General features: G+C 72.7%; 23 protein-coding genes. 10 read left to right on the top strand and 13 right to left on the bottom strand.

Annotated features, from left to right (window positions below; translation table 11 throughout):
- Positions 1-71: 71 nt before the first annotated feature.
- Genes ACFYP0_RS00535 through ACFYP0_RS00525 form a run of 3 tightly spaced genes read right to left on the bottom strand, consistent with a single transcriptional unit; the run spans position 72 to position 4013 of the window.
- Positions 72-1880, bottom strand: a complete 1809-nt coding sequence (locus tag ACFYP0_RS00535) for an ABC transporter ATP-binding protein (protein ID WP_355496577.1) — start codon at positions 1878-1880, stop codon at positions 72-74.
- 41 nt (positions 1881-1921) lie between these two features.
- Positions 1922-3010 (bottom strand): zinc-dependent alcohol dehydrogenase, encoded by a 1089-nt coding sequence (locus ACFYP0_RS00530; protein ID WP_355496580.1) that lies wholly within the window; start codon positions 3008-3010, stop codon positions 1922-1924.
- A complete protein-coding gene (locus ACFYP0_RS00525) occupies positions 3003-4013 on the bottom strand; it encodes a Gfo/Idh/MocA family protein (RefSeq protein WP_355496582.1) in 1011 nt (336 codons plus the stop codon). The genes ACFYP0_RS00530 and ACFYP0_RS00525 overlap by 8 nt, the downstream gene beginning before the upstream one ends.
- A gap of 228 nt (positions 4014-4241) precedes the next feature.
- Between ACFYP0_RS00525 and ACFYP0_RS00520 the strand changes: the two genes are divergently transcribed.
- The 5 genes from ACFYP0_RS00520 to ctaD all read left to right on the top strand — a co-directional run bounded on the left by ACFYP0_RS00520 (position 4242) and on the right by ctaD (position 9923).
- Complete coding sequence (locus ACFYP0_RS00520; protein WP_356980127.1) at positions 4242-5225, top strand: glucosyl-3-phosphoglycerate synthase; 984 nt, start codon at positions 4242-4244, stop codon at positions 5223-5225.
- The gene (locus ACFYP0_RS00515) at positions 5222-6388 is read left to right on the top strand and encodes a glycosyltransferase (RefSeq protein ID WP_355496586.1); all 1167 of its coding nucleotides are present in this window, start codon (positions 5222-5224) and stop codon (positions 6386-6388) included. Before ACFYP0_RS00520 ends, ACFYP0_RS00515 begins: the two co-directional genes overlap by 4 nt.
- 84 nt (positions 6389-6472) lie before the next feature.
- Complete coding sequence (locus ACFYP0_RS00510; protein ID WP_124858322.1) at positions 6473-6931, top strand: DUF4383 domain-containing protein; 459 nt, start codon at positions 6473-6475, stop codon at positions 6929-6931.
- A gap of 147 nt (positions 6932-7078) precedes the next feature.
- Positions 7079-7807 carry an ATP-binding protein gene (locus tag ACFYP0_RS00505; protein WP_355496589.1) on the top strand — a complete coding sequence of 243 codons (729 nt, stop codon included), beginning with the start codon at positions 7079-7081 and terminating at the stop codon, positions 7805-7807.
- Between the two features lie 124 nt (positions 7808-7931).
- Positions 7932-9923 (top strand): aa3-type cytochrome oxidase subunit I, encoded by a 1992-nt coding sequence (ctaD, locus tag ACFYP0_RS00500; protein ID WP_355496592.1) that lies wholly within the window; start codon positions 7932-7934, stop codon positions 9921-9923.
- Between the two features lie 64 nt (positions 9924-9987).
- Here the strand turns inward: ctaD and ACFYP0_RS00495 are convergent, their stop codons facing one another.
- Both ACFYP0_RS00495 and ACFYP0_RS00490 read right to left on the bottom strand, forming a co-directional pair.
- Positions 9988-11136, bottom strand: coding sequence for a SigB/SigF/SigG family RNA polymerase sigma factor (locus tag ACFYP0_RS00495; protein WP_124858316.1), 1149 nt, complete (start codon positions 11134-11136; stop codon positions 9988-9990).
- A 222-nt stretch (positions 11137-11358) separates the two neighbouring features.
- A complete protein-coding gene (locus tag ACFYP0_RS00490; RefSeq protein ID WP_356980012.1) occupies positions 11359-12801 on the bottom strand; it encodes a hypothetical protein in 1443 nt (480 codons plus the stop codon).
- A gap of 145 nt (positions 12802-12946) precedes the next feature.
- Between ACFYP0_RS00490 and ACFYP0_RS00485 the strand changes: the two genes are divergently transcribed.
- Positions 12947-13177, top strand: a complete 231-nt coding sequence (locus tag ACFYP0_RS00485) for a CDGSH iron-sulfur domain-containing protein (protein ID WP_112587484.1) — start codon at positions 12947-12949, stop codon at positions 13175-13177.
- A 214-nt stretch (positions 13178-13391) separates the two neighbouring features.
- Here the strand turns inward: ACFYP0_RS00485 and ACFYP0_RS00480 are convergent, their stop codons facing one another.
- Genes ACFYP0_RS00480 through ACFYP0_RS00470 form a run of 3 tightly spaced genes read right to left on the bottom strand, consistent with a single transcriptional unit; the run spans position 13392 to position 17401 of the window.
- Entirely contained in the window at positions 13392-14480 is a 1089-nt protein-coding gene (locus ACFYP0_RS00480) for an iron-containing redox enzyme family protein (RefSeq protein ID WP_355499988.1), read from the bottom strand.
- A 49-nt stretch (positions 14481-14529) separates the two neighbouring features.
- Positions 14530-16284 (bottom strand): thiamine pyrophosphate-binding protein, encoded by a 1755-nt coding sequence (locus ACFYP0_RS00475; RefSeq protein ID WP_355499985.1) that lies wholly within the window; start codon positions 16282-16284, stop codon positions 14530-14532.
- The gene (locus tag ACFYP0_RS00470) at positions 16277-17401 is read right to left on the bottom strand and encodes a baeRF2 domain-containing protein (protein WP_355499982.1); all 1125 of its coding nucleotides are present in this window, start codon (positions 17399-17401) and stop codon (positions 16277-16279) included. Before ACFYP0_RS00470 ends, ACFYP0_RS00475 begins: the two co-directional genes overlap by 8 nt.
- 142 nt (positions 17402-17543) lie before the next feature.
- Between ACFYP0_RS00470 and ACFYP0_RS00465 the strand changes: the two genes are divergently transcribed.
- Entirely contained in the window at positions 17544-18092 is a 549-nt protein-coding gene (locus ACFYP0_RS00465) for a hypothetical protein (protein ID WP_181539518.1), read from the top strand.
- 48 nt (positions 18093-18140) lie between these two features.
- On the opposite strand, the gene ACFYP0_RS00460 is transcribed toward ACFYP0_RS00465, so the two are convergent.
- Positions 18141-18479, bottom strand: coding sequence for a DUF3817 domain-containing protein (locus tag ACFYP0_RS00460; RefSeq protein ID WP_124858346.1), 339 nt, complete (start codon positions 18477-18479; stop codon positions 18141-18143).
- Positions 18480-18632: 153 nt separating this feature from the next.
- On the opposite strand from ACFYP0_RS00460, the gene ACFYP0_RS00455 reads away from it, so the two are divergent.
- Positions 18633-20111 carry a glutamate--cysteine ligase gene (locus ACFYP0_RS00455; protein WP_355499979.1) on the top strand — a complete coding sequence of 493 codons (1479 nt, stop codon included), beginning with the start codon at positions 18633-18635 and terminating at the stop codon, positions 20109-20111.
- Between the two features lie 34 nt (positions 20112-20145).
- Here the strand turns inward: ACFYP0_RS00455 and ACFYP0_RS00450 are convergent, their stop codons facing one another.
- On the bottom strand, positions 20146-20532 hold the full coding sequence (locus ACFYP0_RS00450) for a DUF2267 domain-containing protein (RefSeq protein ID WP_158629610.1): 387 nt from the start codon (positions 20530-20532) through the stop codon (positions 20146-20148).
- Positions 20533-20936: 404 nt separating this feature from the next.
- On the opposite strand from ACFYP0_RS00450, the gene ACFYP0_RS00445 reads away from it, so the two are divergent.
- Positions 20937-21962: a S66 peptidase family protein gene (locus ACFYP0_RS00445; RefSeq protein WP_355499976.1), complete on the top strand. Its 1026-nt coding sequence runs from the start codon at positions 20937-20939 to the stop codon at positions 21960-21962.
- Positions 21963-21965: 3 nt separating this feature from the next.
- Here the strand turns inward: ACFYP0_RS00445 and ACFYP0_RS00440 are convergent, their stop codons facing one another.
- From ACFYP0_RS00440 to ACFYP0_RS00430, 3 genes are all read right to left on the bottom strand, one after another.
- Entirely contained in the window at positions 21966-22412 is a 447-nt protein-coding gene (locus ACFYP0_RS00440; RefSeq protein WP_356979608.1) for a GNAT family N-acetyltransferase, read from the bottom strand.
- Between the two features lie 133 nt (positions 22413-22545).
- Positions 22546-23718 carry a zinc-dependent alcohol dehydrogenase gene (locus tag ACFYP0_RS00435; RefSeq protein ID WP_355499970.1) on the bottom strand — a complete coding sequence of 391 codons (1173 nt, stop codon included), beginning with the start codon at positions 23716-23718 and terminating at the stop codon, positions 22546-22548.
- Positions 23719-23747: 29 nt separating this feature from the next.
- Entirely contained in the window at positions 23748-24698 is a 951-nt protein-coding gene (locus ACFYP0_RS00430) for an SRPBCC family protein (protein WP_355499968.1), read from the bottom strand.
- A gap of 241 nt (positions 24699-24939) precedes the next feature.
- Here ACFYP0_RS00430 and ACFYP0_RS00425 point away from each other — a divergent pair, with 241 nt between their 5' ends.
- Positions 24940-25950: a carboxypeptidase-like regulatory domain-containing protein gene (locus tag ACFYP0_RS00425; protein WP_355499965.1), complete on the top strand. Its 1011-nt coding sequence runs from the start codon at positions 24940-24942 to the stop codon at positions 25948-25950.
- Positions 25951-25956: the final 6 nt, after the last annotated feature.

The raw sequence follows: 25956 nt of genomic DNA, 5'->3' as shown, positions 1-25956 counted from the left end.
GGCAACGGTACGCGATTCCGGGCGGCGCGCGCGGCCCGGCCGCCCGGCAAGTTGGCCTTCCTGGGGCGCGGTCAGCCGACCAGCAGCTGATGGCTGGCGAGTTCCCGGTACAGCGGGTCGGTGGCGGTCAGTTCGGCGTGGGTGCCCACGGCCACCACCCGGCCGCCGTCGAGGACGACGATCTGGTCGGCGTCGACCACGGTGGCCAGCCGGTGCGCCACGATCAACAGGGTCCGCCGGACGGCCACGGCGTCGATGGCGCGGCGCAGCGCGACCTCGTTGCGGGAGTCGAGGTTGCTGGTCGGCTCGTCGAGCAGCAGCACCGGCGGGCCGGCGAGCAGCGCGCGGGCGATGGCCAGCCGCTGCCGCTCACCTCCGGAGAGCAGCACGCCACCCTCCCCCACCTGCACGTCGAGGCCGAGCGGGGTGCGCTGCGCCAGGTGGCCCAGGTTGACCTCGTCGAGGACGTCGCGCAACCGGTCGTCGGTGGCGTCCGGGGTGGTGATCAGCAGGTTCTCCCGCAGCGTGCCGGCCAGCACGGGAGCCTCCTGCTCGACGTAGCCGAGCCGGGCCCGCAGCGCGTCGCGGGGCAGGTCCCGTACGTCGGTGCCGTCGAGTCGGACCGCGCCGGCGCTCACCTCGTAGAAGCGCTCGACCAGGGCCAGCAGGGTGGACTTGCCGGCGCCGGAGGGACCGACCAGGGCGGTCCGGGTGCCGACGGGGACCGCGAAGCTGACCTCGTGCAGCACCGGCTCGCCGCCCGGGTAGCCGAAGCCCACCCGGTCGAACTCGATCATCGGGGTCGGGCGACGCGGGGTTGCCGTCGCGGCGGCGGAAGCCGGGCGGTCGTCCGCGCCCTCCGCGGGCACCGCGAGGATCTCCTCGATCCGCTGGAGGGCGCCCAGGCCGGACTGCAACTGGGTGTACGCCCGCAGCACCTGACCCAACGGCAGCGCCAGCAGAAACAGGTACATGACGAACGCGACCAGGTCGCCGACGGAGATCGCCCCGGCGGCGACCCGCGCCCCACCGATGCCGAGCACCAGCAGGAACGCGCCCTGCACGGTGACCGAGCCGATCGGGCCGACCAGCGCCTGCACCCGGGCCACCCGCAGCCCCGCCGCGTACGCCTCCCGCGCGCTGCCGGTGACGGTCTCCGTCTCCCGGGTCTCGGCCCGGCTGGCCCGGATGGTCCGGGCCGCCGAGATGGCCCGCTCCACCGCCGAGGTCATCTCGCCGATCCGCTCCTGGGCGACCCGGGCCAGCGCCCGGACCCGGCGGGCGAAGGTGGCGGCGAAGGCCAGCCCCAGCGCCACCCCGAGCAGGGTGACGCCGAACAGCAGCGGGTCGAGCAGCACCATGGCCGTGCCGGCGCCGACCACCGTCACCGCCCCGGTGACCGTCTCGAACAGCCCGGAGGTGACGACCGCGCGCAGCAGCGTGGTGTCCGAGCCCACCCGGGAGAGCAGGTCGCCGGTGCGTCGGCGGTCGTACTCGGCGATGGGCAGCCGCAGCAGGTGGCCGGCGAGCCGACGCCGGGTGCCCAGCACCACTCCTTCGGCGGTGCGTTGCAGCAGGTAGTCACGCAGCCCGCCGATCGCCGCGCCGAGCACCACGAGGGCCACCAGCACCGCCACCAGCTGGGAGACGCCCTGCTCGGCGCCGATCCGCTCCAGGACCGACCGGGTGAGCAGCGGCTGCGCCAGCGACGCCGCCGAGCCGATCAGCGACAGCGCGCCGACCACGACCAGGGTGCCGCGGTGCTCCCGCAGGTACGGCAGCAACGCGGCCAGGCCGACCGACCGGCCCCCGGGGCTGCCGCCGACCGGCCGGTCGGTCGAGGTGTCGCCGGAAACCGGCCGGTCCTGCACGGTGCTCATGTCGCGAACGGTAGCCGCCCCCGGCACGCGGCAAAGGCGGGTCAGGTCGCGAGCACCACCTGAAGCTCCTGGCGGCGACGGTCGGCCAGGTCGGTGAGGAGGGCGGGCGCCTCGTCGAACGGCACCACCGCCGAGACGAGGTGCTTGCGGATCGTGTCGCCGTACGTCCTGAGCAGGTCGACGGTCTCGGCGGAGAGCCGTTCGCGGTCCCAGGTCGGCGCGAGCCCGCGCGGCACCCGGCCGATCTGGGCGCAGCGCAGCGACAGCCCGTTGTGGTGGAACTCCTCACCGAGGCGGACCGCGTCCGCGCCGCCCTGGTAGAAGGCGAGGTCGATGACGGTGCCCTGGGGCCGCAGCAGCCGCAGGGCGAGGTGCAGCGCCCACGCCTGCCCCCGGCACTGGAACACCACGTCGGCGCCCCGGTCGCCGGCGGTGTGCGCCCAACGGGTCTTGAGCACCACCGCCGGGTCGTCCGCGTCGGGGTCGAGGGTTTCCAGACCGAGGGCCTCGGCGACCTGGCGGCGTTGCGGGGTGGGGTCGAGCACCACCACCGACGCGGCGCCGTTGCGCCGGGCGAACAACGCCGTCAGCAGCGCCACGACACCGGCGCCGACGACGGCGACCCGTCGGCCGCGTACCCCGTCGCCGAGCGCGCGGACGTCGGTGCCGTGCAGGTCGGCGGCGGCGTGCAGCAGACCGTTGGCGCAGATCGGGCCCATGTGCGCGACGTAGACGCCGAGCAGCGGGTCCAGGTCGTCGGGCAGCGCCACGAACCGTTCGGCGACCGGGTCGGCCAGCCAGCCGGTGCGGTGCCCGTACGTCATCGCGCCGACCGTGCCCACCGCGACGGCCGGGGTCTCGCTCTCCACCACCCGGCCGACCTGCATGTAGCCGAGTCGGGTCACCGGGTAGGGCGTGCTGGCCGCGCCCGGCTGGAACAGGCCCAGGTCGGCGTTCCAGGTGACGTTCAGGTAGGGGTTCGTGCCCTTGACGTAGCTCAGCTCGGTGCCGGCGGAGACACCGCTGAACAGCGTCTCGACCCGGAACGTGCCGGGGCGCAGCGGGGCGGCGTCCTGCTCGACGAGGTCGACCCGGCCGGGGCCGGTGACCACCACGACCTTGTCACGCATCGACGGTCACCCCGGTGGCGAGCACCGTCGGCCCGGTCGCGCTGGCGAGCCGCACGGTGGCGCCGGTACGGGCCGAGTCGGCCACCGCGAGGGCCAGGCGCTGGGTCGCGAGGGCCTCGGCGTACGGGACGCGCACGTCGTCGCCGATGCCGCGGACGGCGTCGACGAAGGCGCGGTCCACCGCCACCCGGGCGGCTTCCGGGTCGGCGGGAACGTGTCGTTCGCCGTCGGCGTCGCGGATCGACAGCCCGTCCTCGGTGATCGCCAGGGCCAGCCCGTCGGCGAGGATCTCCAGGCCGGCGCGGTGCTTCCAGCCGAGGACGCAGGCGGCGCTGAGCGTGCCGACCGCGCCGTCGGCGAAGCGCAGCGCGGCAGTGGTCACCGAGTCGATGTCGGCGCCGTCGACCGGCGGTGGGGTGCCGTTGCCGTACGCGGTGACCTCGGTGACCTCGCCGGCCAGCACCCGGATCAGGTCGAGCACGTGGGCGGCCTGCTCCACCACCGGGCCGCCGGAGCGGTCCCGCCGCGACCACCACGCCACCGGCGGCACCTTGTCCAGCCAGGCGCCGCTGACCATCCGCACCGGCCGGTCGGCGAGCAGGTCGCGGGCCTGGTCGAGCACGCTCAGGTAGCGCCAGTGGTGGCCGACGGCGGTGCGCAGCCCACGCCGCGCGACCAGTTCGGCGATGCGCTCGGCGGTGCTCAGGTCGACAGCGACCGGCTTCTCCACGAACATCGGCACCCCGGCCTCGATCACCGCCTCCTCGGCAGGGCCGTGCGCGAACGGTGGCACGCAGACGTACACGGCGTCCAGCTCGGCGGCCAGCAGCTCGGCGACGTCGGCGCAGGCCCGCCCGCCGTGCTGTTCGGCCAGCGCGGACGCGGCCTCCGGCGCGACGTCCGTGACGCCGACCAGCTCGACGTCGTCGAACCCGGCCAGCACCCGCGCGTGGCGTTGTGCCACGCCACCGGCTCCGACCAGACCCACCCGGCATTTCCGCATTCCGACACCCCTTCGAAGACTTTTCATCTGCGCTGGGAGCAGTCCCCTGAGCTGTGCGCAATCAAACGTTCATCCCCCGGGAACGCATTGTCGTCACCTCTGTGATCAAGCTGTTGCCCAGAATGCGGTTAGCGCGTGATGAGGAATGGGAACAACCAATTTTGGTTTTTCCACGCACGAACGGAGGGGGTGCCCGTGCGGGATACGACATCGAGTGTGTCGCCGGTGGTGGAGGCGTGGGCCACGTACCGGACGACGGCTGCGGCGGACTGGCCGACCCGTCGGCTGTTGCGTGCCAAGGGTGAGACCCGGGTCAGCGTGGTGCTGCCGGCCCGCAACGAGGAGGCCACCGTCGGCGCGATCGTGTCGACCATCCGGGAGCACCTCATGGATCGGGTGGCGCTGGTCGACGAGCTGATCGTGGTGGACTCCCGCTCGACGGACCGCACCGCGCAGGTGGCCCGTGCCGCCGGCGCGGAGGTGGTCAGTCAGGACGCGATGACCCGGGGGTTGCCCCGGCTCACCGGCAAGGGCGACGCGCTCTGGGCCGGGCTGGCCGCCGCCGAGGGCGACGTGGTGGCGTTCATCGACGCCGACCTGCGGGAGTTCCGGCCGCACTTCGTGAGTGGGCTGCTCGGCCCGCTGTTGACCGACCCGTCGGTCGACTTCGTGAAGGGCTTCTACCACCGACCTCTGGTGGGCACCGCCAGCGTGGAGCAGGACGGCGGGGGCCGGGTGACCGAGTTGATGGCCCGACCGCTGCTCAACCTCTTCTGGCCCGAGCTGGCCGGCTTCGTGCAGCCGCTCGCCGGCGAGTACGCGGGTCGCCGGGACGTGCTGGCCCAGGTGCCGTTCGTCTCCGGGTACGGGGTGGAGACGGCCATGATGATCGACCTGCTCGACCTGGTCGGCCTGGACGCGCTGGCGCAGGTCGACCTCGGTGAGCGCAAGCACCGCCACCAGGACACCGCGGCCCTGGGCCGGATGTCCGCGCAGATCATGTTGACCGCCTGGTCCCGGCTGCAACGGCGCGGCTGGGCGACCCCCGGATTCGCGCCGGAGGCGTTGCTGACCCAGTTCCGTCGCGGTGGTTCGGACACCCTGCCGAACCTGGACCGCGAGATCGTGGTCAGCGACGTGTCCATCGAGGAGCGCCCACCGTTGGCCGAACTGCGCCACCGGGTGCCCCGCCGCCGGGTGGCCGCCGCATGAGCGCGAGGAGTCTCACCGTGCTGATGAACGCCGGCCCGTGGCTGTCGGTGCCACCGCCCGGCTACGGCGGCATCGAGAACGTCATCGCCACGCTGGTGCCGGAGCTGCGGCGACTCGGCGTACGGGTGGTGCTCGCCTCGGTGGGAAGCAGCACCCTGCCGGTGGACGAGCAGATCTCGGTCTTCCCCGACGGGCAGTTCGCCGCATTGCAGCGGCCGTACAACCAGGTCTGCGGGATCGCCCAGGCGCACCTGGCCGGCGTGGTCCGGGAGCTGCACTCCCGCGACGACATCGACCTGGTGCACGATCACGTCGAGGCGGTCGGGCTGGCCACCCTCGCCGCGATGGGGCCGGCCGGACCGCCGACCCTGCACACCCTGCACTGGGACCTGGCCAAGCACCCGGCGCTCTACGGCAGCCTGGACGGCGGCGACCGGGTCCGGGTCAACGGTGTCTCCGCGTCGCAGCTGGCCCGCGCCCCGCTGGCGCTGCGCGAGCACTCGGTGGGGCACGTGCACCTGTCCACGCCGCTCGCCGTCGACGCCGACCGGCGGCCCCGACCGGACAAGGGCGAGCACCTGCTCATCCTGGGCCGGATCAACCCGGGCAAGGGGCAGGACGTGGGTGCCCGGCTCGCGCACCGGGTCGGTATTCCGCTGGTGCTGGCCGGCCCCGTCGGCCCGTACCACCGGCCGGCCGACCTGGCCGCCGCCGGCGACGAGGCTCGGCAGAACCCGGACGTGCGGTTCTTCCTCGACGAGGTGGCGCCGCACGTCGACGGTGACCTGGTCCGCTGGGTCGGCACCGTCGCCGGTCAGGAGCGCGACGACCTGCTCGCCAGCGCCCGCGCGTCGCTGTTCCCGCTGCGGTGGGAGGAGCCGGGCGGCACGGCGGTCGTCGAATCGCTCGCCCTGGGTACGCCGGTGGTGGCCACCGCTCGGGGTTGCCTGCCGGAGCTGATCGAGCACGGCCGTACCGGGCTGCTCACCGCCGACGAGGAGGAGTTGGCTGACCTCGTCCTCGCCGCCGAGTTGCTCGACCCCGACGAGTGCCGGCGGGTGGCCGCGCAGCGCTTCACGCCCGCGGTGATGGCGCAGCGCTACGTCGAGCTGTACGAGCGGGTCCGGCAGTCCGCGAGCGCGCCGAGGTTGCTGCCGGCCTGACCGCCAGCGGGGCCGGCCCGGTTTGCCGGTCGCGCCAGCGGGTAGCCGGCAGCGCTCATGCCGCCGCGCGACGAGGAGCCGGGAATGGTCGGACCGATGGCGCACTCCCGGGCCCGACCCAACCCGGCCGACGGCAAACCGCCGGTCCGTCGCGCGGCGGCGACGGTGGGGGTGTTGTTCCTGCTGGTCGGCGTGCTCGGCTTCGTGCCGGGGATCACCACCGGCATGGACGCGCTGCGCTTCGCCGGCCACGACTCGGGCGCGTACCTGTTCGGCGTCTTCCAGGTGTCGGTGCTGCACAATCTGGTGCACCTGGCGTACGGGGTGGCGGGTCTGCTGTTGGCCCGGACGGTCACCGGCGCTCGGGCGTTCCTGATCGGCGGCGGCGCGGTCTACCTGGTGCTCTGGCTCTACGGGCTGGCGGTGGACCACGACACCGGGGCGAACGTGCTGCCGGTCAACGACGCCGACGACTGGCTGCACCTGGGGCTCGGCGTCGGCATGATCGCACTGGGCATCCTGACCGGCCGGCCCCGTCGCTGACCGCCGACCCCCGGCCTGACCGGCCGGGTCCGTCGCTGACCTGGGGGCGGGGGGCGTGACCTGCCTCGCCCCGCCGTCGGTCCGGTTTGAGCGGGAAGGGCCTCGGGTAGTTGGCAGATCCCGACCCAGCAGCGAATTGAGGCGCCGATGTCGAGCGGGATCACCTGCGAGGTGCGTGCCACGGCACCGGTGGCGGTCGTCCGACTCACCGGTCCGCTGCACCTCGGCACGATGCGCTCGGTGCACCGGGCGCTCAGCGACGCGCTGGTCGACCAGCCGGAGGCGCTGGTGGTCGACATGGCCGGGGTGAGCGTGGAGGACCGGTTGGCGCTGTCCGTTTTCGCCGCGACCGCCCGCCGGGCCGAGGAGTGGCCGGCGGTGCCGGTGCTGCTCTGCTCCCCGTCGCCGATCGCCGCACGATGGCTGGCCGAGTCGACCACGTGCCGGGTGCTCCCGGTGTCCGCGGACTGCGCGGAGGCGACCCGGTTGGCCGGCACGACGTCCACGTTGCGGATGCGGGCCCGGCTGGAGCCGGTGGCCGGGGCCTGCCGGCGTGCCCGGGAGTTGGTCACCGACGCGTGCGCGCGGTGGAACCTGCCCGACGCGGCCGGGCCGGCGGCGTTGGTGCTCAGCGAACTGGTGGGCAACGTGGTGCGCCACGCCGGCACGCCGATGCAGGTGACGGTGACCCTGCGCCGGCCGTACCTGCACCTGGCGGTGGTGGACGGCAGCAGCGCCCAGGCCCGTGCGGGCGGGACGGACCTGTACGCCGAGGGTGGGCGAGGATTGATGCTGGTCCGGGAGCTGACCCAGCGGTGGGGCAGCGTGCCGGCCGGTCAGGGCAAGGCCGTCTGGGCGATGCTGCCAGCAACCTGAGCGTTCGAGGTGCTTGCACCGGTCCTGGCGATCTGCCCGAAATTGCCGTCGTTGGCTGGTTACATGGTGTGAGGGTGGGTAGAGCACGCCCGTCCTTTATGCCGTCACGACGGGGTGAGCAGCCATGCCCAAGCGGGTAACCACAGAACCCGGTCGAGATCGGGGCCCGGCGATCCTGGCACCGGCCCGCTTCGGGGGCTTCCCGGGACCGGTACGCGCACCGGTTCCCGGCAGCTCGTTGATCAAGTTCCTGGCCACGACCGACCACAAGCAGATCGGCCTGCTGTATCTGCTGACCTCCTTCGCCTTCTTCTTGTTGGCTGGCCTGGAGGCGATGGTGATGCGGGCCGAACTGGCCCGCCCGGGGATGCAGATCCTGTCCCCGGAGCAGTACAACCAGCTCTTCACCTCGCACGGCGCGGTGATGCTGCTGCTCTTCGCCACGCCCGCGGCGTTCGGGTTCGCCAACTACATCGTGCCGATCCAGATCGGCGCGCCGGACGTGTCGTTCCCCCGCCTCAACGCGCTCGCCTACTGGCTTTACCTCTTCGGCGGGCTGATGGTGGTCGGCGGCTTCCTCACCCCGCAGGGGTCGGCGGACTTCGGCTGGACCGCGTACACCCCACTGAGCAGTGTCGAGAACAGCCCCGGAGTGGGCGCGAACATGTGGGTGCTCGGCCTGGTCGTCTCCGGGCTCGGCACCATCCTCGGCGCGGTCAACCTGATCACCACGATCCTGACCCTGCGCGCCCCCGGCATGACCATGTTCCGAATGCCGATCTTCACCTGGAACATGCTGTTCACCAGCGTGCTGGTGATCCTCGTCTTCCCGCTGCTGGCCGCCGCGCTGCTGGCGCTCTCCGCCGACCGGTTGCTCAACGCGCACGTGTACGACGCGGCCACCGGCGGCCCCATGCTGTGGCAGCACCTGTTCTGGTTCTTCGGCCACCCCGAGGTGTACATCATCGCGTTGCCGTTCTTCGGCATCATCACCGAGATCATCCCGGTCTTCTCCCGCAAGCCGCTCTTCGGCTACACCGGGATCGTGCTGGCCACCATCGCCATCACCGTGCTGTCGATGACGGTCTGGGCGCACCACATGTTCGCCACCGGTCAGGTGCTGCTGCCGTTCTTCAGCATCCTGAGCTACCTGATCGCGGTGCCCACCGGTGTGAAGTTCTTCAACTGGATCGGCACCATGTGGAAGGGTCAGCTCACCTTCGAGACGCCGATGCTGTTCGCCATCGGCTTCCTGGTCACCTTCCTGCTCGGTGGCCTCACCGGCGTCCTGCTGGCCAGCCCGCCGGTCGACTGGCACACCCACGACAGCTACTTCGTGGTGGCGCACTTCCACTACGTGGTGTTCGGCACCGTGGTCTTCGCCCTGTTCGGCGGCTACTACTTCTGGTGGCCGAAGATGACCGGGCGGCTGCTCGACGAGCGGCTCGGCAAGGCGCACTTCTGGACCATGTTCATCGGCTTCCACGGCACCTTCCTCGTGCACCACTGGCTGGGCAACGAGGGCATGCCACGCCGGTACGCCGACTACCTGCCCACCGACGGCTTCACCACCCTGAACACCATCTCCACGATCTTCTCGTTCATCCTCGGCCTGTCCACCCTGTTCTTCATCTACAACGCCTGGAAGTCCTGGCGGTACGGGGCGATGGTGACGGTGGACGACCCCTGGGGCTTCGGCAACTCCCTCGAATGGGCCACCAGCTGCCCGCCGCCCCTGCGTAACTTCGACCGGATGCCCCGGATCCGCTCCGAACGTCCGGCGTTCGACCTGAAGTACGGCCCCCTCGTCGCCGATCTGGGCCGCGACCTGCCGCAGCGCACCACCAAGCCGCCACAGCACCTCGCCGAGGAGTTCCGGATGGAGCACCACGCCCCGGAGTCGCCGTCCGCCGAGGGCGCGCACGGCGCACGCGACGCGGTCGACTACCAGCCGGCGCCGCGCTCCGGCGCCCGCCCGGTGGACGTACCGGAGCCCGAGGGCGTCCGCCGGCCGAGCTTCGAGCAGAGCGACCCGCCGCAGGACGCCGAGGACGCGCCGAAGCCGCACGAGCGCTGGCGGCACCCGCACAGCGACGGCAACCCCGAAGAGCACTGACCAGGGGTACGCGCAGAAGGGCCGACACCCAGCGGGGTGTCGGCCCTTCGCTTGTCCGTGTGCGTCAGTCCCGGGCCGGCGCCAGGCCGGCGGCGGTGAGCGAACGGCGTACCGCGGGTTGGACCCGGGTCAGCCGCAGCGGCACCCCGGTCCGCTCCGCCGCGTCCCGACCGGCCATCAGGGCGGCGATCCCACCGGCGTCGAAGCCACCCGCGCCGACGAGGTCGACGACCACCTCGCTGGGCTGGCCGGTGACCGCCTCCAGCATGGCCCGGCGCAGCTGGTCCGCGCCGTCGCGGTCGATCTCGCCGCCGACCTCGACCACCACCGAGTCGCCGTTCTGCTTGACCGAGATCCGGGTCTTGCCCGGGTCGGGTTCGGCGGCGCCGTTCTGCCACGGCGGCGGCGCGTCGGCGAGCATCGCCTGGCGCAGCCAGGTGAGCGCCCGCGACAGCAGCCGGGACACGTGCATCTGCGAGATGCCGAACCGGGCGGCGATCTCAGCCTGGGTCTGGTTGCCGTAGAAGCGCATCGCGAGGATCCGTCGCTCACGCCAGGGCAGTCGGTGCAGCAGGCCGCTCACCGTCACCCGGTCGTCGACCGACTCCAACGCGTTGTCCGACTCGCCGACCAGGTCCCCGAACTCGGCGGAGCTCTCCCCACCCACCGGCGCGTTCAGTGAGGCCGGGCTGTAGCCGGCCGCCGACTCCAGGGCGGCGAGGATCTCCTCCTCCGGGGTCTCCAGCCGGGCCGACAGCTCGGCCACCGACGGGGCCCGGGACAGTTCGCTGGTGAGTGCGGCGGTGGCCTGCCCCACCTCGAGGATCAGGTCCCGCAGCCGACGGGGCACGTGCACACCCCAGGTACGGTCCCGGAAGTGCCGTTTGATCTCGCCCACGATGGTGATCGCGGCGTACGCGGTGAACGAGCCCCGTTCGGGGTCATAGCGGTCGACGGCGTTGACCAGGCCCAGCCGGGCCACCTGCTCCAGGTCCTCCAGCGGCTCCCCCCGTCCCCGGTACCGGCGGGCCAGCCGGCCGGCGAACGGCAGCGCGAAGCGCACCAGGTCGTCCCGGGCCTCCCCCCGCCGCTCCGGCGGCAGCCCGGCGATCCGGGCCGCGTACGCCATCGCCGCCGCGTCGAGGTCCTCCAGACCGCGATCGCTGGGTGGTGGTGGGGTCGTGGTCGTGGTCGTGCTCGTCTGTCCGAACATCCGCGCCTCCCTCAGGAAGGTCCCCCGCCCGGATCGGGAAACCGGTCGTGCGCGTGGTCGAGCCACGCACCGGGCCGGAAAGTGGGTCAGTGACTGGGATGCCAGCGGGCGACACCGCCTCTACGCAGCGCAATTAGGCCGTCGCAGCCAGCGATGTTCCCGCTCCGTAGGTACTCAATCACGGGACCCCGGGTTCGCGAGGATGTTTCGGCGTCCTCCGTCTCAGGAGACCAACAACCCCTGGTGGCCGCCGCTGTCGCGGAGCACGGCCAGCGCCTCGGCGACCCCCAGCGGGGGCGGCGCGGGCAGGTCGTACGGCTGGGCGCGCAGCACCTCGGTGGCCCGGCGGGTGGGCACCGAGGTGACCGGGTAACCCCGCGCGGTGGTGCGGTCCAATGCCCGACGCCGTCGGCCGAACCCGGCGACGGCCAGCCACTGCGGCAACCCGGCCAACGCGGGTGAGCGCACCCCGGGCGGTTCGGGCAACACGTCCACCGAGCTGAACGCCTCGCTGCCGGCCAGCCACCACTCGGCCTCGTCGACGCTGCGGCGGGTGGCGTTCTCACACCAGTACGGCACCAGCCCCGCCCGCACCACCTGCCACGGGTCGAGCAGTCGACCGCATTCCACCACCAACCGGTCACCGGTCTTGCCGGCGCGCCGCAGCCACCGCCGGTACAGGTCGGCCACGCCCGCGCTCAGCGCCGCCGGCCGGGGCACCAACACCCGGTGCAGCGGGTGCTGATTCCGGGTGGACCAGTCCCGCGCGGCCAACTCGAAGCCCGAGTCGACGCCGTGCTCGGCGTACGCCGACGGCACGGACACCTCCGGCGGCTCCCACCGCGTCGCGTCGCCCCCGACGGAGCGCAGCACCTGCCGCAACGCGTGGCTGTCCGGGTGGAAGTCCACCGGGTCCAGCCCACTGCCAGGGCAGCCGACCTGGAAGCTGTGCCCCGGCCCGCGCTCCAGGACCGGCCAGGTGCGCGCGTCGCGGACCAGCAGCACGGGGGCACCCGGCACCAGCCGGTCGGCCAGGAACCGCGCGTACGCGGCTGGTAGGGCCCTCCACGCGGCGGTCAGCGACACGGTCGCCCCGGCCAGCGCGCCATGGCTGGCCGGGCAGTGCACCTGGCGCAGGTGCAGGTCGGCGTTGCCTGCGAGCAACCGGGTGGCGAGTGCCGCGCCGTGCTCCGCGGCGTCCGCCGGGCGGTCCACCCCGCCGTCGGACCAGTGCACGGTCATCTCGAAGCCCGCCGGCAGCCACGGCACGCCGAGGGCCACCGCGAGGTGTGCGGCCGCTCCGTGCGGAGAGCCGATCAGCACCCCGGGGTAGCGCCGGCGGGGGTACTGGTCGACGAACCAGCGGGCCACCCTCGCGGCGTCCACCTCGTCGATCTGGGCCACGGTGAGCGCGACCTTGCCGGCGGCGCGGGCGACCGCGGCACGGCGTACCGGCTCGGGGGCACCGGGGAACCGCGACGTCGGCCCGGTCTGCCCAAGGTCGGCACAGTCGACCCCGCGCAGTGCCCGGGCGGTGGCGGCGACCAGCACCCGGGCGGAGCTGCCCGCGGCCACGACCCGGTCGCCGGCGAGACCGGCGCCATCGGCCGTGAGCCCCTTGTGCACCTTGTGCACCGGCCCCACCTTGCCTCGTTCGCTCACCACGCGGCCCGGCTTCCCGTCCCGATGGGGTTCAAACGGGGCATCACCCTCCCGGCGGCACATTCCGCTGCTCAGCGGGGTGCCCCGGTCATCACCGGCGTTCGGCGGCTCGGGTTTCGCCAGGGCCAGGACGGGCACTTCCGGGGCCATGCGCACCGACGACACCAGCGAGCCAGCCGCCGCCACGATCACCCCGTACGAGGACGGACCGCTGCTGGTCCGCGGCGACTTCGCGTTGGTCACCCCGGACGGCGAGCGCATCGACGCGCGGCGGGGCACTGTGGCGTTGTGCCGGTGCGGCAAGTCGGCGCTCAAGCCGTTCTGCGACGGCACCCACAAGGCGATCAACTTCCGCGCGGGCACCACCCGCGAGGGCTGACCCCACGTCGTCGCGTCACGCAGCGAGCGGGCGCGGAGGGGCCGCACCAGAGGCACGTCCCCTTTGCTCTGCACCCGCCCACGCGCCAGTTACGGACCGTGTCCGGTGCATGGGCGGGTGCAGAGCAAAGGGCGGACCCGGGTCGGCACGCCCCACCCAAGGGCAGCACGCCCTCACCCGGGGCGGCACGCCCTCACCTGACAAGCCCTTCGGATCAGACGAACGCGGGCGGGGCCACCTCGGGCGACGCGACAAGCGAGACCGTGGGCGGCACGGCCGGCGGGGCCGGTGCGCGCAGCGAGCTGCGGCCGGCGGCCCAGCTGTCCAGCAGGTGCTCGGCGAACAGCCGGTCCACCGCGAGCCCGGCCGCCGCGCCGAAGAGCACATCGGGGGCGAGGGCCGGCTCGACGCGGACCAGGCCGCCGCACATGTCGTGCGCGGCGATCTGCTCGTGCACCGCGTCGGCCTCGACGTGCTCGTCGTAGAAGCGGGTGGCCACCTCGTCGAAGCCGAGCCGGCGCAGCCCGTTGCCGTAACGACGGTTGGGCAGCGAGGAGGTCATCTCGAACGCGGCCAGGTGCCCGAGCAGCGCGCCACGCAACCGTCGGTGCAGCCCGAACAGCGACATCAGGTTGTTGGTCGCCAACGTCACCGCCGGCGCCACGTCGATGTGGGCGCCGTAACCGGTGTCCAGGCCCAGCCGGTCGAGGGTGCTCCGGAACAGCTCGGCGTGCATCCGGTCCAGCCGCCCGTTGCCGTACTCGTCGGACTGGATCTCCACGAGCGCGGCCTTGGGCGGGCCACCGAGGCGGGGCAGAGCCCAGCTGTGCGGGTCCGCCTCCCGCAGGTGGTAGACGGAGCGGTGGGCGACGAACTCGCGGAACTGGGTGAGATCGGCGCGGCGTTGCAGCATCGCGGCCAGCGCCGGACCGTCGTCGGCCGCGACCAGCTCGGCCAGGCCGGCCGCCACCCCGGCGGCGGGCACCGACGGCGCGCCGACCAGCCGCCGCAGCGCCGTCTCGAAGACCCGTTCGCAGCGGGCACGCAGCGCCAGTAGCGTCGGCTGCCACTCCCACGACTCGTCCACCCCGAGCCAGCCCCGGTAGTGCAGCTCGTAGCAGAGGAACAGCGTCAGCTGCAGGTCCTCGTCGGTGACCGGGTCCGCCGGGTAGAGGCCGACGCCGAGATCGGCCGGCAGGTCGTGCGGCGGGCGCCGCAGAGCCTCCACGGCCGCTGCGGAAAGCGGACCCCGTGCCATCGGCAGGGTCGCCGGACCGTAGCGGCGGTCGGCGGGCTCGGACATGGGACCTCCAGCGTCGTCGGGCCGCTACTCATGCCCTGGTCCGAGGTGGCTAAACGAGGTCGTCGGCGTTCGCGCTGACCTCCACCTGCTCGCGGACCTTCCGCGCCGGAGCGCCGTCGGCGTACAGGCCCCGCAGGTCGGCGAAGGCGGGCTCCGGCGGCGCCAGGGACACCGCCGGGTCAACGACCGCCTCCAGTACGCAGGGGCGGTCCGCGGCGAGGGCCTCGTCCCAGGCCGCGCCGACCAGCTCCGGACGGTCCACCCGAACCCCGTGCAGCCCCAGCAGCCGGGCCCACCCGGCGTACGGCACGTCGGGGCGGCGGCGGGTCGGGTCGGACAACGCTTGCCGCCCGCCACCCATGCCGTTCTGGTCCCGGTTGTTGAGCACCAGCACCACCAGCCGCGGGTCGCGCCACTGCTGCCAGAGGTACGAGACGGTGATCAGTTCGGCGAGCCCGTTGAGCTGCATCGCCCCGTCACCGACCAGCGCGATCACCGGCTGGTCGGGCGCGGCGAGCTTGGCCGCCACCGCGTACGGCAGCGCGCAGCCCATCGAGCCGAGGGTTCCGCAGAGCTGCGCGTTGACCCCCGGTGGCAGGGTGAGGTGCCGGGCGTACCAGTAGAGGACCGAGCCGACGTCGACGGCGACCGCGCCGGTGCCCGGCATCCGGGCGGACAACTCCTGCAGGACGAGCTGCGGGTTGACCGGCTCCGCGGCGGCGGCGGCGCGCTCGGCGGCGACCTCACGCCAGCGGTCCACCGAACTTTCCACGGTGGCGCGCCACTGCTGGTCGGACCGGCCGCGCAATCGGCTCAGCAGCGCCCGCAGCGTCTCGGCGGCATCACCGACCAGCGGCACGTCGGCCGGGTAGCGGGTGCCGATCCGGCGGCCGTCGATGTCGATCTGCACGGTGCGCGCCTGCTCGGGCATGGGGAAGTAGTCGGTCCACGGGTCGTTGGTGCCGACCATCAGCAGCGTGTCGCAACCACCCATCAGCTCGGCCGCCGCCGGGGTGCCGACCTCGCCGAGCACCCCGGTGTGGAACGGCAGCCGCTCGTCGAGCACCGGCTTGCCGAGCAGCGAGGTGGCGACCCCGGCACCCAGCCGGTCGGCGATCTCGATGATCTCGGCGGCCGCGTCCCGACCACCCTGGCCCACCAGGATCGCGGTCCGCTGGCCGCCGCCGAGCAGCTGCGCGGCGGCGTCCAGGTCCACCTCGTGCGGCAGGACCCGGGCCAGCGGTTCGCCCGGGGTCGCCGTGATCACCCCGGCGCCGTACGACTGCAGGTCGGGCACCAGCGCCTCCTGCAACTGTCGGGGCAGCACCACGCACGTCGGGCTGCGGGTCGCCGCCGCCGTACGGAACGCCTGGTCCAGCAGCGCTCCCACCTCATCCGGGCTGCGGCCGTACCGGACGAACTGGTTGCACACGTCCCCGAAGAGCCGGCTCAGCCCGATCTCCTGGTGCGCGCCGCCGAGCGGCCCGGAGATGTCCTCCCCGACGATGGCCACCACCGGCTTGCTGTCCAGCTTGGCGTCGTAGAGGCCGTTGAGCAGTTGGACGGCGCTGGGACCCTGGGTGGCGAGGCAGACCCCGATGCCGCCGGTGAACTTGGCGTGCCCGGTGGCCATGAACGAGGCGGTCTCCTCGTGCCGGGCCGGAATGAACGCCGGCTCGCCGCCGGTGCGGTCCAGCGCGTCGACCAGTGGAGCGATCGCCTCGCCGGGGTACCCGAAGGCGCGGGGCACCCGCCAGGCCAGGAGCCGCTCCACCACGACGTCCGCAACCGTTCGGTCAACCATTGCCGCGCCCCGGTGTGCTGGGGTCGACGTAGCGCAGTACCGCGCCGACGCCGTCGGTGAGGTCGGGCGCCTCGTCGGGGCCGAGCACGGTCAGGGCCGCGTCGGTGCCCACGAGAGCTCGGACCAGCGCCGCGTCCGCGCGTACCCGCTGCGGGTCGGCGACCGACATGGCGGCCAACTGCCCCGGGTCGACGGCGATCTCGGTGGGTTGCGCGCCGATCCACAGCTCACCGTTGGCCGACGGGTCGTCCACGATGAGCATCATGTCGACCTGGTTGCGTTGCAGAGCCGAGACGACCGCGTCGAGGCCGCCGCCCACGTCCTCCTGCACGCCGAACTTGTCCAGCGCGGCGCTGATCCGCTGGTCGGCGATCTCCGCGATGGTCTGCACGGTGAGGTCGTCCAGCATTGTCTGGTCGGCGCCGCCGGCCCGTGACCCGGCATCGGTACGGACCACCAGGTCCTGCCAGCGCTCCGGCATCTGCGCGGCGATCATTCCGGTGGCCCGGACGTCACCGGCGACCACCACCACGTCCGCGCCGACCCGGTCGGCCAGCTGCACGGTCGCCGCCGTGACGTCGCCGGCGTTCTGGTGCCACGCCTCCATGGCCGCCCGCTGGTAGCGCGACTGGGACCAGCCGCCGGGCTTCGCCCGTCGCAGCGGGTACTCGTCCCGTCCGGCGACGTGTGCCCGCCGGGGCACCCCGCCGGCGCTGACCGCCATCGCGTCGGCGCCGAGCCGGTCGGCGACCACACGTACCCAGGCCACCTGCTCGCCGCGCTGGGCGAGCAACGGCATCACGTGCGGCAACGGCCCCACGTGGGCCAGGTCCCGCAGTGGCGGCGCGGACAGGTACTCGGAGAGCACCACCCGGCCGTGACTGGCGAAGACCGCCAGGCCGTAGTCCCCGACGATCGGATCATGACCTCGGACCACCCGGTCCAGCGCGGCGATGTTCGCCTCGTCCGCCCCCTGTTCGGCCAGGCTGCGCTCCAGGGCACGCCAGCGCAGATCCAACGCGGGATGGGCGTCCTCCGTGTCCGCGGAGGCGTCCAGGTACACCGAGCACCACGGCCCGGGACGGTCGTAGAGCGGGCGCAGGAAGGACAGCTGCATGCTCGACCCCTTTCCAGCTCGGCCCCCCGCTTACCCGGGTCGCCGGGGATGTCACCTCGCGGCCGTGAGCCCGTGACCAGGTTTCATTCACGTCGTTCAACCGAGGACGTCGATACGATCTGTGAACACAAGCGGACTCTCGGTGGTGGAAATGGACAGCGGACTCGATACCCGACGGATCGTGCACCCGACGGAACGAATCGTCACCGGGCGGCTGATCCGCCTGCTCGACGGCTACACCCGTGAGGTGCGTATCGGTCAGCCGGTGCTGGTGGCGGTGCTCGCGGCGGCGGCCTTCGCCCGGCTGCCCGCCCTGCTGCTGCGCTCGCTCTTCTCGTTCGGCGGCGGCGGCACCCGCCGTCGCTGGAAGGAGCTGAAGCAGGGTCCGGAATACCTGGTCACCCCGGTGCGGCTACGTAACGCCGCCGGTCAGCTCTGTGAGGTGGAGCTGCACGGTCACCTGCCGCAGAGCGCCCTGCACCCGGCAGACCAGGTGCAGCTCACCCTGCGCCCGCAACGCGACCCGGAGCTGCCGCCCCGGATCGAGCGGATCGTCAACCTCACCACCGGGCAGCTGCTGACCCCGCGTACGGCGACGCTCTGGTCGCATCTCGGGCCGCCACTGCTGTTGCAGGCGTTCCTGGGCACGCTGCTGGTGGCCGGCATCGCGGCCTGCTCCGCGCTGACCTGACCGGCCCCGGAGGGTCGGTGGTTCAGCCGGCCGGGGCGGGTCGGTGGTTCAGCCGACCGGGGCGGGCTCGCGGGCCGGTTGCCGGTCGACGCCGAGCATCCCCCGGCGGCGGGCCCAGCGCTCGAAGGCCAGGGTGGCGAACGGCGGCACCGCGCTGGCCAGGGCCACCGCCGTGGCCAGCAGGCTCCACCGGTGCAGCCGGGCCACGGCAAGCACCAGCAGGGCGTACGCGACGAACAAGCCGCCGTGGATCGGCCCGAAGATCTTGACGCCCAGTTCGTTGTCCGGCGGACCGTACTTGACCAGCATGCCGACCAGCAGGGCCAGCCAGGAGCAGGCCTCGGCGATCGCCGCCGCGACGAACAGCCGGGTCACCTTCTCGCGCATCCGCACGCCACCACCTCTCGGCCCGCAATGCTATCGGTCCGCTCTGGCTGGGCTAACGGGGCGGGCAGTTGGGTAGGAAAGGGTCCTCGGGTCTTCCCCCGCCCGACGATTACGTGCGAGGTTAGGGGGACCAGCGGTGACGGGGTGGTGACCATGGGCGAGGACGTCGGCGTACGAACCTTCAGTCGAGAGGATCGAGCCCGGTACCGCGACAAGGTCCGCCGCTGCCTGGATGTCTTCGCCGAGATGCTGCGCGAGTCCCGCTTCGACGTCGACCGGCCGATGACCGGCGTGGAGATCGAGCTGAACCTGGTCGACGAGGCGTCGAATCCGGCGATGCGCAACGCCGACGTGCTGGCGGCCATCTCCGACCCGAGCTTCCAGACCGAGCTGGGCCAGTTCAACGTGGAGATCAACGTCCCGCCGCGCCGGCTGACCGGCACCGGCACCGCCGACTTCGAGGAGTACGTGCGGGCCAGCCTCAACGCCGCCGAGGTGAAGGCTCGGGCGATCGGCGCGCACATGGTCATGATCGGCATCCTGCCGACGCTGCGGCCCGAGCACCTGACCGCCGAGACGCTGTCGGCCAACCCCCGCTACAAGCTGCTCAACGAGCAGATCTTCGCGGCCCGCGGCGAGGACCTGCCGATCGCCATCAGCGGGGTGGAACGTTTGGCGGTCACCGCCGACACGATCACCCCGGAGGCGGCCTGCACCAGCACCCAGTTCCATCTTCAGGTCAGCCCGGCCCAGTTCGCCGACTACTGGAACGCCGCCCAGGCGGTGGCCGGCATCCAGGTCGCGGTCGGCGCGAACTCACCGCTGTTCTTCGGCCGGGAGCTGTGGCGCGAGACCCGCATTCCGCTTTTCCAGCAGGCCACCGACACCCGGTCGGAAGAGATCAAAGCCCAGGGGGTACGCCCTCGGGTCTGGTTCGGCGAGCGCTGGATCACCAGCGTGTTCGACCTGTTCGAGGAGAACGTGCGTTACTTTCCGGCGCTGCTGCCGGTCTGCGATCCGGAGGATCCGGCGCAGGCCCTCGCGGCCGGTGAGGTGCCCAATCTGGCCGAGTTGCGCCTGCACAACGGCACCGTCTACCGGTGGAACCGCCCGGTGTACGACGTGTCACGGGGCCGGCCGCACCTGCGGGTGGAAAATCGGGTGCTGCCCGCCGGCCCGACCGTGCTGGACACCATCGCCAACGGCGCCTTCTACTTCGGGTTGGTGCGCGCCCTCGCCGAGTCGGACCGGCCACTGTGGTCGCAGATGTCGTTCAGCGCCGCCGAGGAGAACTTCACCAGTTGCGCCCGGCACGGCATCGACGCGCAGGTCTTCTGGCCCGGTCTCGGTTACCTGCCCGTCACCGAGTTGGTGTTGCGCCGGTTGCTGCCGATGGCGCATCACGGCCTGGACCGGTGGGGCCTCGACCCGGCCGAGCGTGACCGGTTGCTCGGCATCATCGAGCAGCGTTGCCTGACTGGCCGCAACGGGGCGACCTGGCAGGTGGAGACGCTGCACCGGTTGGAGTCGGCCGACCACCTGGACCGGCCGGAGGCGCTGCGCGAGGTGGTCCGACACTACGTCGACCTGATGCACAGCAACCGGCCGGTGCACGAGTGGCCGATCCCGTGAGGACACCGGACGGGTGGCCCGATCGGCGCGGGGCTCAGCCTCGCGGGGTGGGAACACCGAAGAGATCGATGATGCCGCCGGGAAGCTGGGCGAGCAGGTCGTTCCGCTCGTCGTCGTTCAGCGCCTCGGCGACGGTACGCAACACCGCCTGGGCGTGTTGACGCACGTGGTCCGCGTTCGCGACCTGTTCGCGGTCCCCGACGTTCTTCAGGAACTCGCCGACGTCCCACCGGCGGCCCTGCGGGTTGCGGGTGACGGACCCGTTCAGCCGCTCCGGTAGCTGCGCCGCCAGGTTGTCCGCCTCCTGTCCGGCAAGCCGTTCACCGAGCACCGACAGGACGGCCTGTATGGACCGCACGGCTTCGTTCTCACCGAGGCCCGCGCGCTGTCGTACCGTGGCGATCATCTGCTCGTACTCCATGCCCCGCTCCTTCGGTCTCGTCGGCATGCCGTCAGGCCTGCCTGCGGACGAACGGGACGAGTTCCCAGGCTCCCCGGCGACAAACGGGGTCGCGCGCGGACCCGGACTTTCCCGTCGTCGGCGGGCGGGGCCGCGCAAGCCGGCGCGAACCAGGCGTCACTTGGTTGCCAGCTGGGCCAGGTCGGCCGTTATGGGAAGCGCGTCCGCTGGTGCAGGGGCACCGCGCGCGTTCGCCCGGGCGGAGAGTTGTCCCTTGTGGACCCCTTCTGGCATTGATGATTGTCGTAGGCTGTGGCAGCTCGCACACATCGTCTGATCACGATGAGGGGACGCCGGTGGCCACTTCTGGAACAGACCCAGCCGCGATCCAGGGGCCCGCGCGGGTGCCCCTGTCCCGTCGACACATGCTGCGGATGGGGGCGGCGGCAGCCGGTGGCGCGGTGCTCGTCGGCTCGGCGGAGGCCGCGTCCGCGCAGGCCGCGCCGGTCGGTGCGAAGCGCGTCCTGCGGGCACCGGCGCTGGCACCCGGTGACCGGGTCCGGGTCGTGTCGCCCGGCAGCGCGCCCGACCCCACGAACATGGCCTGCGGCATCGAGATCCTGCGGAGCTGGGGTCTGGAGGTCGAGCTGGGCAGGCATGTCTTCACCAGATACGGCTATCTGGCCGGCACCGACGCGCAGCGGCTGGCCGACCTGAACGCCGCGCTCACCGACCCGGGCGTTCGTGCCGTCTTCGCCGCCCGAGGTGGTTACGGCACGCAGCGGATCGTCGATCAGATCGACGTGTCCGTTCTGCGCCGGGATCCCCGGGTGGTCGTCGGTTTCAGTGACATCACCAGCATCCACGGCAAACTCTGGCGCGAGACGGGCCTGGTCACCTTCTACGGCCCCATGGTCAACTGGAGTGACGCCCGTACCGGCCCCGAGTCGGCCGAGGCGCTCCGCAGGGCGGTGATGACCACCGCACCGGTCACGATCTCCCGGGATCCGGCCGAGACAGCCGCTTCCGTGGTGGTGCCGGGGCGGGCGTCGGGGCCCCTGCTCGGTGGCTGCCTGACGCTGATCTCGACATCGCTCGGCGCGGAGGACTCCCCGAAGTTCGACGGCGCGATCCTCTTCTTCGAGGACGTGGACGAGGCTCCGTACAGCATCGACAGCATGCTGACCGAGCTGCGCCGGGTGGGCGTGTTGCGCAGGGTCGCCGGTGTGGTCATCGGGCAGATCACCAACAGTGTCGGTGAACCGGGCGAGTGGGACGCGGCGGCGGTGCTCAAGGACCGCCTGTACGACCTTGGCGTGCCGGTCCTGGGCGGGCTACGGCTGGGGCATGGCGACGGGCAGCTCACCGTGCCGCTGGGCTCGCGCGCCACGATCGACGCCACGGCGGGGACTCTGACGGTGGAGCCGGGGGTCCGCCCGCGCCAGGCCTAGAGCTCAGACCTGCGGCGTCTGGTCCCAGGGGGAGGGGTCGTCGCGCAACCGGCTGTACAGGTAGCCGTCGCGCCACTGGCCAGCCCGAAACTCACCGGCCCGTACGACGCCCTCGAGTTGGAAGCCGGCTTTCTCCAACGCTCGTTGCTCGGCGACGTTCTCCGGGTGCGTGCCGGCCTGGATGCGCTGGGCCGGGCTGTGGTGGATGCCGGCGGCGGCCTGCTCCTGCTCGACCTCCACGACGAGCCGTCCGTCGTCCTCGCCGAGGTAGCCGTCGACGGCGAACCGCCGCGCCGGCGCCCCGGCGTCGCTGAAGCCGGCCCAGTCCAGACCGATCAGGCCCGGCTCGGTGCGGAGCCGCCGGAAGATCGCCAGGTCGGGCTCGGCAACCGGCCGTAGCCGGACAGTGAGATCGGCCGAGACAGACATCGACATGTCACCACTCTCCATGGCGACACGCTAGCTTGCGCAGATCCAGGGCTGGGTTCGGCGCCGTGTGCACGCAGGCGGGCTGAATCGTTTGCGACATCAGCTCCACAGGCAGCGCGCGAAGAACTCCCCCGCCGGCAGACCTGGCCGCCGGTCAGACCTTGAGCAGCACCTTCGTACAGTCGTCCTGCTTCTTCTGGAAGATCTTGTAGCCCTTCGAAGCGTCGCGCAGCGGCATCCGGTGGCTGACGATGAAGCTCGGGTCGATCTCGCCGCGCTGGATGCGCTCCAGTAGCGGCCGGGTGTAGCGCTGGACGTGGCACTGACCGGTCCGCATGATCAGCGAGCGGTTCATGAACGCGCCCATCGGGAATTTGTCGACGAAGCCGCCGTACGCGCCGACGACCGAGATCACCCCGCCGGAGCGGCAGGCGAGGATCGCCTGTCGCAGTGCGAACGGCCGCTCCGTCTCGACTCGCGCGGCCTGCTTGGCCCGGTCGTACGCGTACATGGCGGCGTTGCCGTGGTGGCCCTCCAGGCCCACCGCGTCGATGCACGCGTCGGGGCCCCGGCCGGCGGTCATCTCGTTGAGGGTGTCCAGCACGTCGGCTTCCTCGTAGTTGATCGTCTCGGCGTCGATGTGCTCCTCGGCCAGCCGCAGCCGGTACGGGAACCGGTCGATGACGATCACCCGCTCCGCGCCGAGCAGCCGGGCGCTGGCCGCGGCGAGCAGCCCGACCGGCCCGGCGCCCCAGACGGCGATCACCTGCCCGGGTTTGATGTCGCACATCTCGGCGCCCATGTAGCCGGTCGGGAACACGTCGGCCAGCATGACCGCCTGGTCGTCGCTGATCTCGTCGGGCACCTTGACCGGGCCGACGTCGGCGAACGGCACCCGGGCGTACTCGGCCTGGCCACCGGCGTAGCCGCCGAGCAGGTGCGAGTAGCCGAAGATGCCGGCCGGCGAGTGCCCCATGATCTTCTCGGCGATGCCGGCGTTCGGGTTGGAGTTCTCGCAGACCGAGTAGAGGCCGCGTTGGCAGGACGAGCAGTGCCCGCAGGCGATCGGGAAGGGCACCACCACCCGGTCGCCGGGGGCGAGGTTGCGGACCTGTGGGCCCACCTCCACCACCTCGCCCATGAACTCGTGGCCGAGGATGTCGCCCTTGCGCATCGCGGGGATGTAGCCGTGGTAGAGGTGCAGGTCGGAGCCGCAGATCGCGGTGGTGCTGATCCGCACGATCGCGTCCCGGGCGTTCATGATCTTCGGGTCGGGTACGTCGATGACCTTGACGCTGTCGGTGCCCATCCAGGCGGTGGCCTTCATTCTCGGTCCCTTTCGGAGAGCTCGGGCGGTCAGCGGCGGGACGCCGGCAGCGGCTGGGCGGGTCGCTGCATGGCCTGTTGGCGTACGGAGATGCCGTTGGGGCTGCCCTCGGAGCGGACGACCTCGCCGGTCTCCAGCACCTGCTTGAACCGGCGCAGGTCGTCGCGGACCTGCTGCTCGGGTTCCTCGCCGAAGAGCTTCGCCACCGCTCGGCCGAGCGCGCCGGCCGGCGGCGCGTAGCGCAGCTCCACCCGCACCTCGGTCCCCCGGTCGCCGGGCGCGGGCACGAACCGGACCCGGCCGGCGTTGGGCACCCGGGTCCCGGGCAGCGACCGCCAGGTGATCGACTTGTTCGGCTGGTCGTCGATGATCTCGGCGTCCCACTCGACACGGTGCCCGGCGGGGCCACGGGCGATCCAGTGCGAGCGGCGCAGGTCGTCGGCGCGGACGGACTCCAGGTGCGCCATGAACCGGGGCAGGTTCTCCATGTCCCGCCAGAACCGGTACGCCTCGGCGGGCGACCGGTTCACCGTCACCGCGATCTGCATCCGGATCACCCGGGCGCGGGCCCGTCGAGCCCGCCCGACGCGCACGGCGGCGAGCACGTCGACGGCGGTGATGCCGGCGATGGCGAGGGTGGTCAGCGCGACCCGGCGGCGGCGATCACCGCTGCGGTCGGCGAGGGCCCGCCCGAGCAGGGTGAGGTCCATGGCGTCGCCGGCCACCCGGCTCCAGGTCCAGCCGGCCGGGCGGCGGCCGCTGAGCAGGCCGGCGGCGCTGCCCAACTCTCGTAGGCCGATGGCCGGAAGCACGGACCGCGCGGCCGGGGAGTCGTCCAACCCGGCCAGTCGCGCGACGGGTCCGGGTGCGATCAGCGCGCCCACTCCCAGGGCCAGGCTCAGCAGGCCGAGCGCGCTCGGCAGCGTCGCCGGCACCGGCCCGTCCAGCTCCGACAGGAGCACAGTGTCGACACTACTCATGTCCGATCCCTCCCGGTGGGCGTCGCCGCTGGTCCGCCGGCGGGGGCGGCGGTGGTCCCCGCCCCGTGACGCTATGTCGAACAGGTGCCGCGCGCGCCGGGTTCGGGGCAGAACGTCCGATGCGGGCGATGTGGGCGGGAACGCCTGCGGCAACGGTCGACATCGCGACATTGACCGATTTGGATCACTTGAGCGCCGTTACGGTCAGGTCAACCCGCCGCGCCGCCGGAAGGACATCCCCGTGAGCCGTGCTCTGCTGCGCCACCTGACCGTTGTCATCGCCGCCGCACTGCTCGTCGGGGAGGCCGCCGCACCGGCCGCCGCGCGTACCCCCGGGTCGCCCGCGCCCGGCGGTGTCCGCACCGTGGTGCGCGACGCGGCAACCGGCGCACCGGTCCCCCGCGCCTGCGCCGCGCTCGTCCCGGTGGACGCCGCGGCGTTGGCGACGGTCACGCTCGGCGAGGACCAGCTCGGACGGTACGGGGGTTGCGCCGACGAGCAGGGCGTCCTGATGGCCGGGAACGTCGCCCCGGGGAGGTACCGGCTGCTGGTGCGCCCCTACGACACGACGGCGCACGGCTGGCAGTGGGTCGGCCGGCACGGCGGCACCGGTGAGCGTGAGCGGGCCCGGGTGGTCCAGGTACGCGCCGACGCGGTGACCGGCGTGCCGGAGGTCCGGCTCGACCCGCCCGGCACCGTCGTCGGAGTGGTGACCGACGCGGCGACGGGCGCTCCGGTCCCCCGCGCGAGGGTCATGGTGGTGCCGTACGTGCCGGATCCGAAGTACGGCGACCACGGCCCGACCACCGACGACGACGGCCGCTACACGATCACCGGCCTCGGCCCGTACCACTGGCCCGTGCAGTTCGCCGCCGCCGGGCTGGCGACCGTGTGGTCCGGTGGGGTGGGCGGTCGGCAGCAGGCGCGGCCGGTGCGGGTCCGCGCCCAACAGACGGTGACCCTGAACCAGGCGCTGCCCGCCGGGACGCCGCTCGGCGGGGCGGTACGGGTCGACGAGCTGCTCACCTACGCCCAGGTGATCGCGTTCGACGCGGCCACCGGGGACCTGGCCGGCGTCGCGGACGTGGGCAGCGGTTACGCCCTGCGCCTTCTCCCCGGGCAGCGGGTGAAGCTGCGCTGCGACTGCGCGTACGCCCCGCCGGTCTGGCACCGCGACGCCGCCGGCTTCGACGCCGCGACTGCCGTGCGGGTCCGACGGGCGCCGGTCGTGGTGGACTTCAACCTCGACTGACCCGGA

The organism is Micromonospora arida (assembly GCF_042873195.1).
GTDB classification, from domain to species: domain Bacteria; phylum Actinomycetota; class Actinomycetes; order Mycobacteriales; family Micromonosporaceae; genus Micromonospora; species Micromonospora arida.
This window is presented reverse-complemented; position numbering and strand designations above follow the sequence as displayed.

Bases quoted from the DNA above. Each gene is read 5' to 3' on its own strand.
- ACFYP0_RS00535 (WP_355496577.1), bottom strand. From the start codon at position 1,880: ATGAGCACCGTGCAGGACCGGCCGGTTTCCGGCGACACCTCGACCGAC.
- ACFYP0_RS00530 (WP_355496580.1), bottom strand. From the start codon at position 3,010: ATGCGTGACAAGGTCGTGGTGGTCACCGGCCCCGGCCGGGTCGACCTC.
- ACFYP0_RS00525 (WP_355496582.1), bottom strand. From the start codon at position 4,013: ATGCGGAAATGCCGGGTGGGTCTGGTCGGAGCCGGTGGCGTGGCACAA.
- ACFYP0_RS00515 (WP_355496586.1), top strand. From the start codon at position 5,222: ATGAGCGCGAGGAGTCTCACCGTGCTGATGAACGCCGGCCCGTGGCTG.
- ACFYP0_RS00510 (WP_124858322.1), top strand. From the start codon at position 6,473: ATGGTCGGACCGATGGCGCACTCCCGGGCCCGACCCAACCCGGCCGAC.
- ACFYP0_RS00505 (WP_355496589.1), top strand. From the start codon at position 7,079: ATGTCGAGCGGGATCACCTGCGAGGTGCGTGCCACGGCACCGGTGGCG.
- ctaD (WP_355496592.1), top strand. From the start codon at position 7,932: ATGCCCAAGCGGGTAACCACAGAACCCGGTCGAGATCGGGGCCCGGCG.
- ACFYP0_RS00495 (WP_124858316.1), bottom strand. From the start codon at position 11,136: ATGTTCGGACAGACGAGCACGACCACGACCACGACCCCACCACCACCC.
- ACFYP0_RS00485 (WP_112587484.1), top strand. From the start codon at position 12,947: ATGCGCACCGACGACACCAGCGAGCCAGCCGCCGCCACGATCACCCCG.
- ACFYP0_RS00480 (WP_355499988.1), bottom strand. From the start codon at position 14,480: ATGTCCGAGCCCGCCGACCGCCGCTACGGTCCGGCGACCCTGCCGATG.
- ACFYP0_RS00475 (WP_355499985.1), bottom strand. From the start codon at position 16,284: ATGGTTGACCGAACGGTTGCGGACGTCGTGGTGGAGCGGCTCCTGGCC.
- ACFYP0_RS00470 (WP_355499982.1), bottom strand. From the start codon at position 17,401: ATGCAGCTGTCCTTCCTGCGCCCGCTCTACGACCGTCCCGGGCCGTGG.
- ACFYP0_RS00460 (WP_124858346.1), bottom strand. From the start codon at position 18,479: ATGCGCGAGAAGGTGACCCGGCTGTTCGTCGCGGCGGCGATCGCCGAG.
- ACFYP0_RS00455 (WP_355499979.1), top strand. From the start codon at position 18,633: ATGGGCGAGGACGTCGGCGTACGAACCTTCAGTCGAGAGGATCGAGCC.
- ACFYP0_RS00450 (WP_158629610.1), bottom strand. From the start codon at position 20,532: ATGGAGTACGAGCAGATGATCGCCACGGTACGACAGCGCGCGGGCCTC.
- ACFYP0_RS00445 (WP_355499976.1), top strand. From the start codon at position 20,937: ATGCTGCGGATGGGGGCGGCGGCAGCCGGTGGCGCGGTGCTCGTCGGC.
- ACFYP0_RS00440 (WP_356979608.1), bottom strand. From the start codon at position 22,412: ATGGAGAGTGGTGACATGTCGATGTCTGTCTCGGCCGATCTCACTGTC.
- ACFYP0_RS00435 (WP_355499970.1), bottom strand. From the start codon at position 23,718: ATGAAGGCCACCGCCTGGATGGGCACCGACAGCGTCAAGGTCATCGAC.
- ACFYP0_RS00430 (WP_355499968.1), bottom strand. From the start codon at position 24,698: ATGAGTAGTGTCGACACTGTGCTCCTGTCGGAGCTGGACGGGCCGGTG.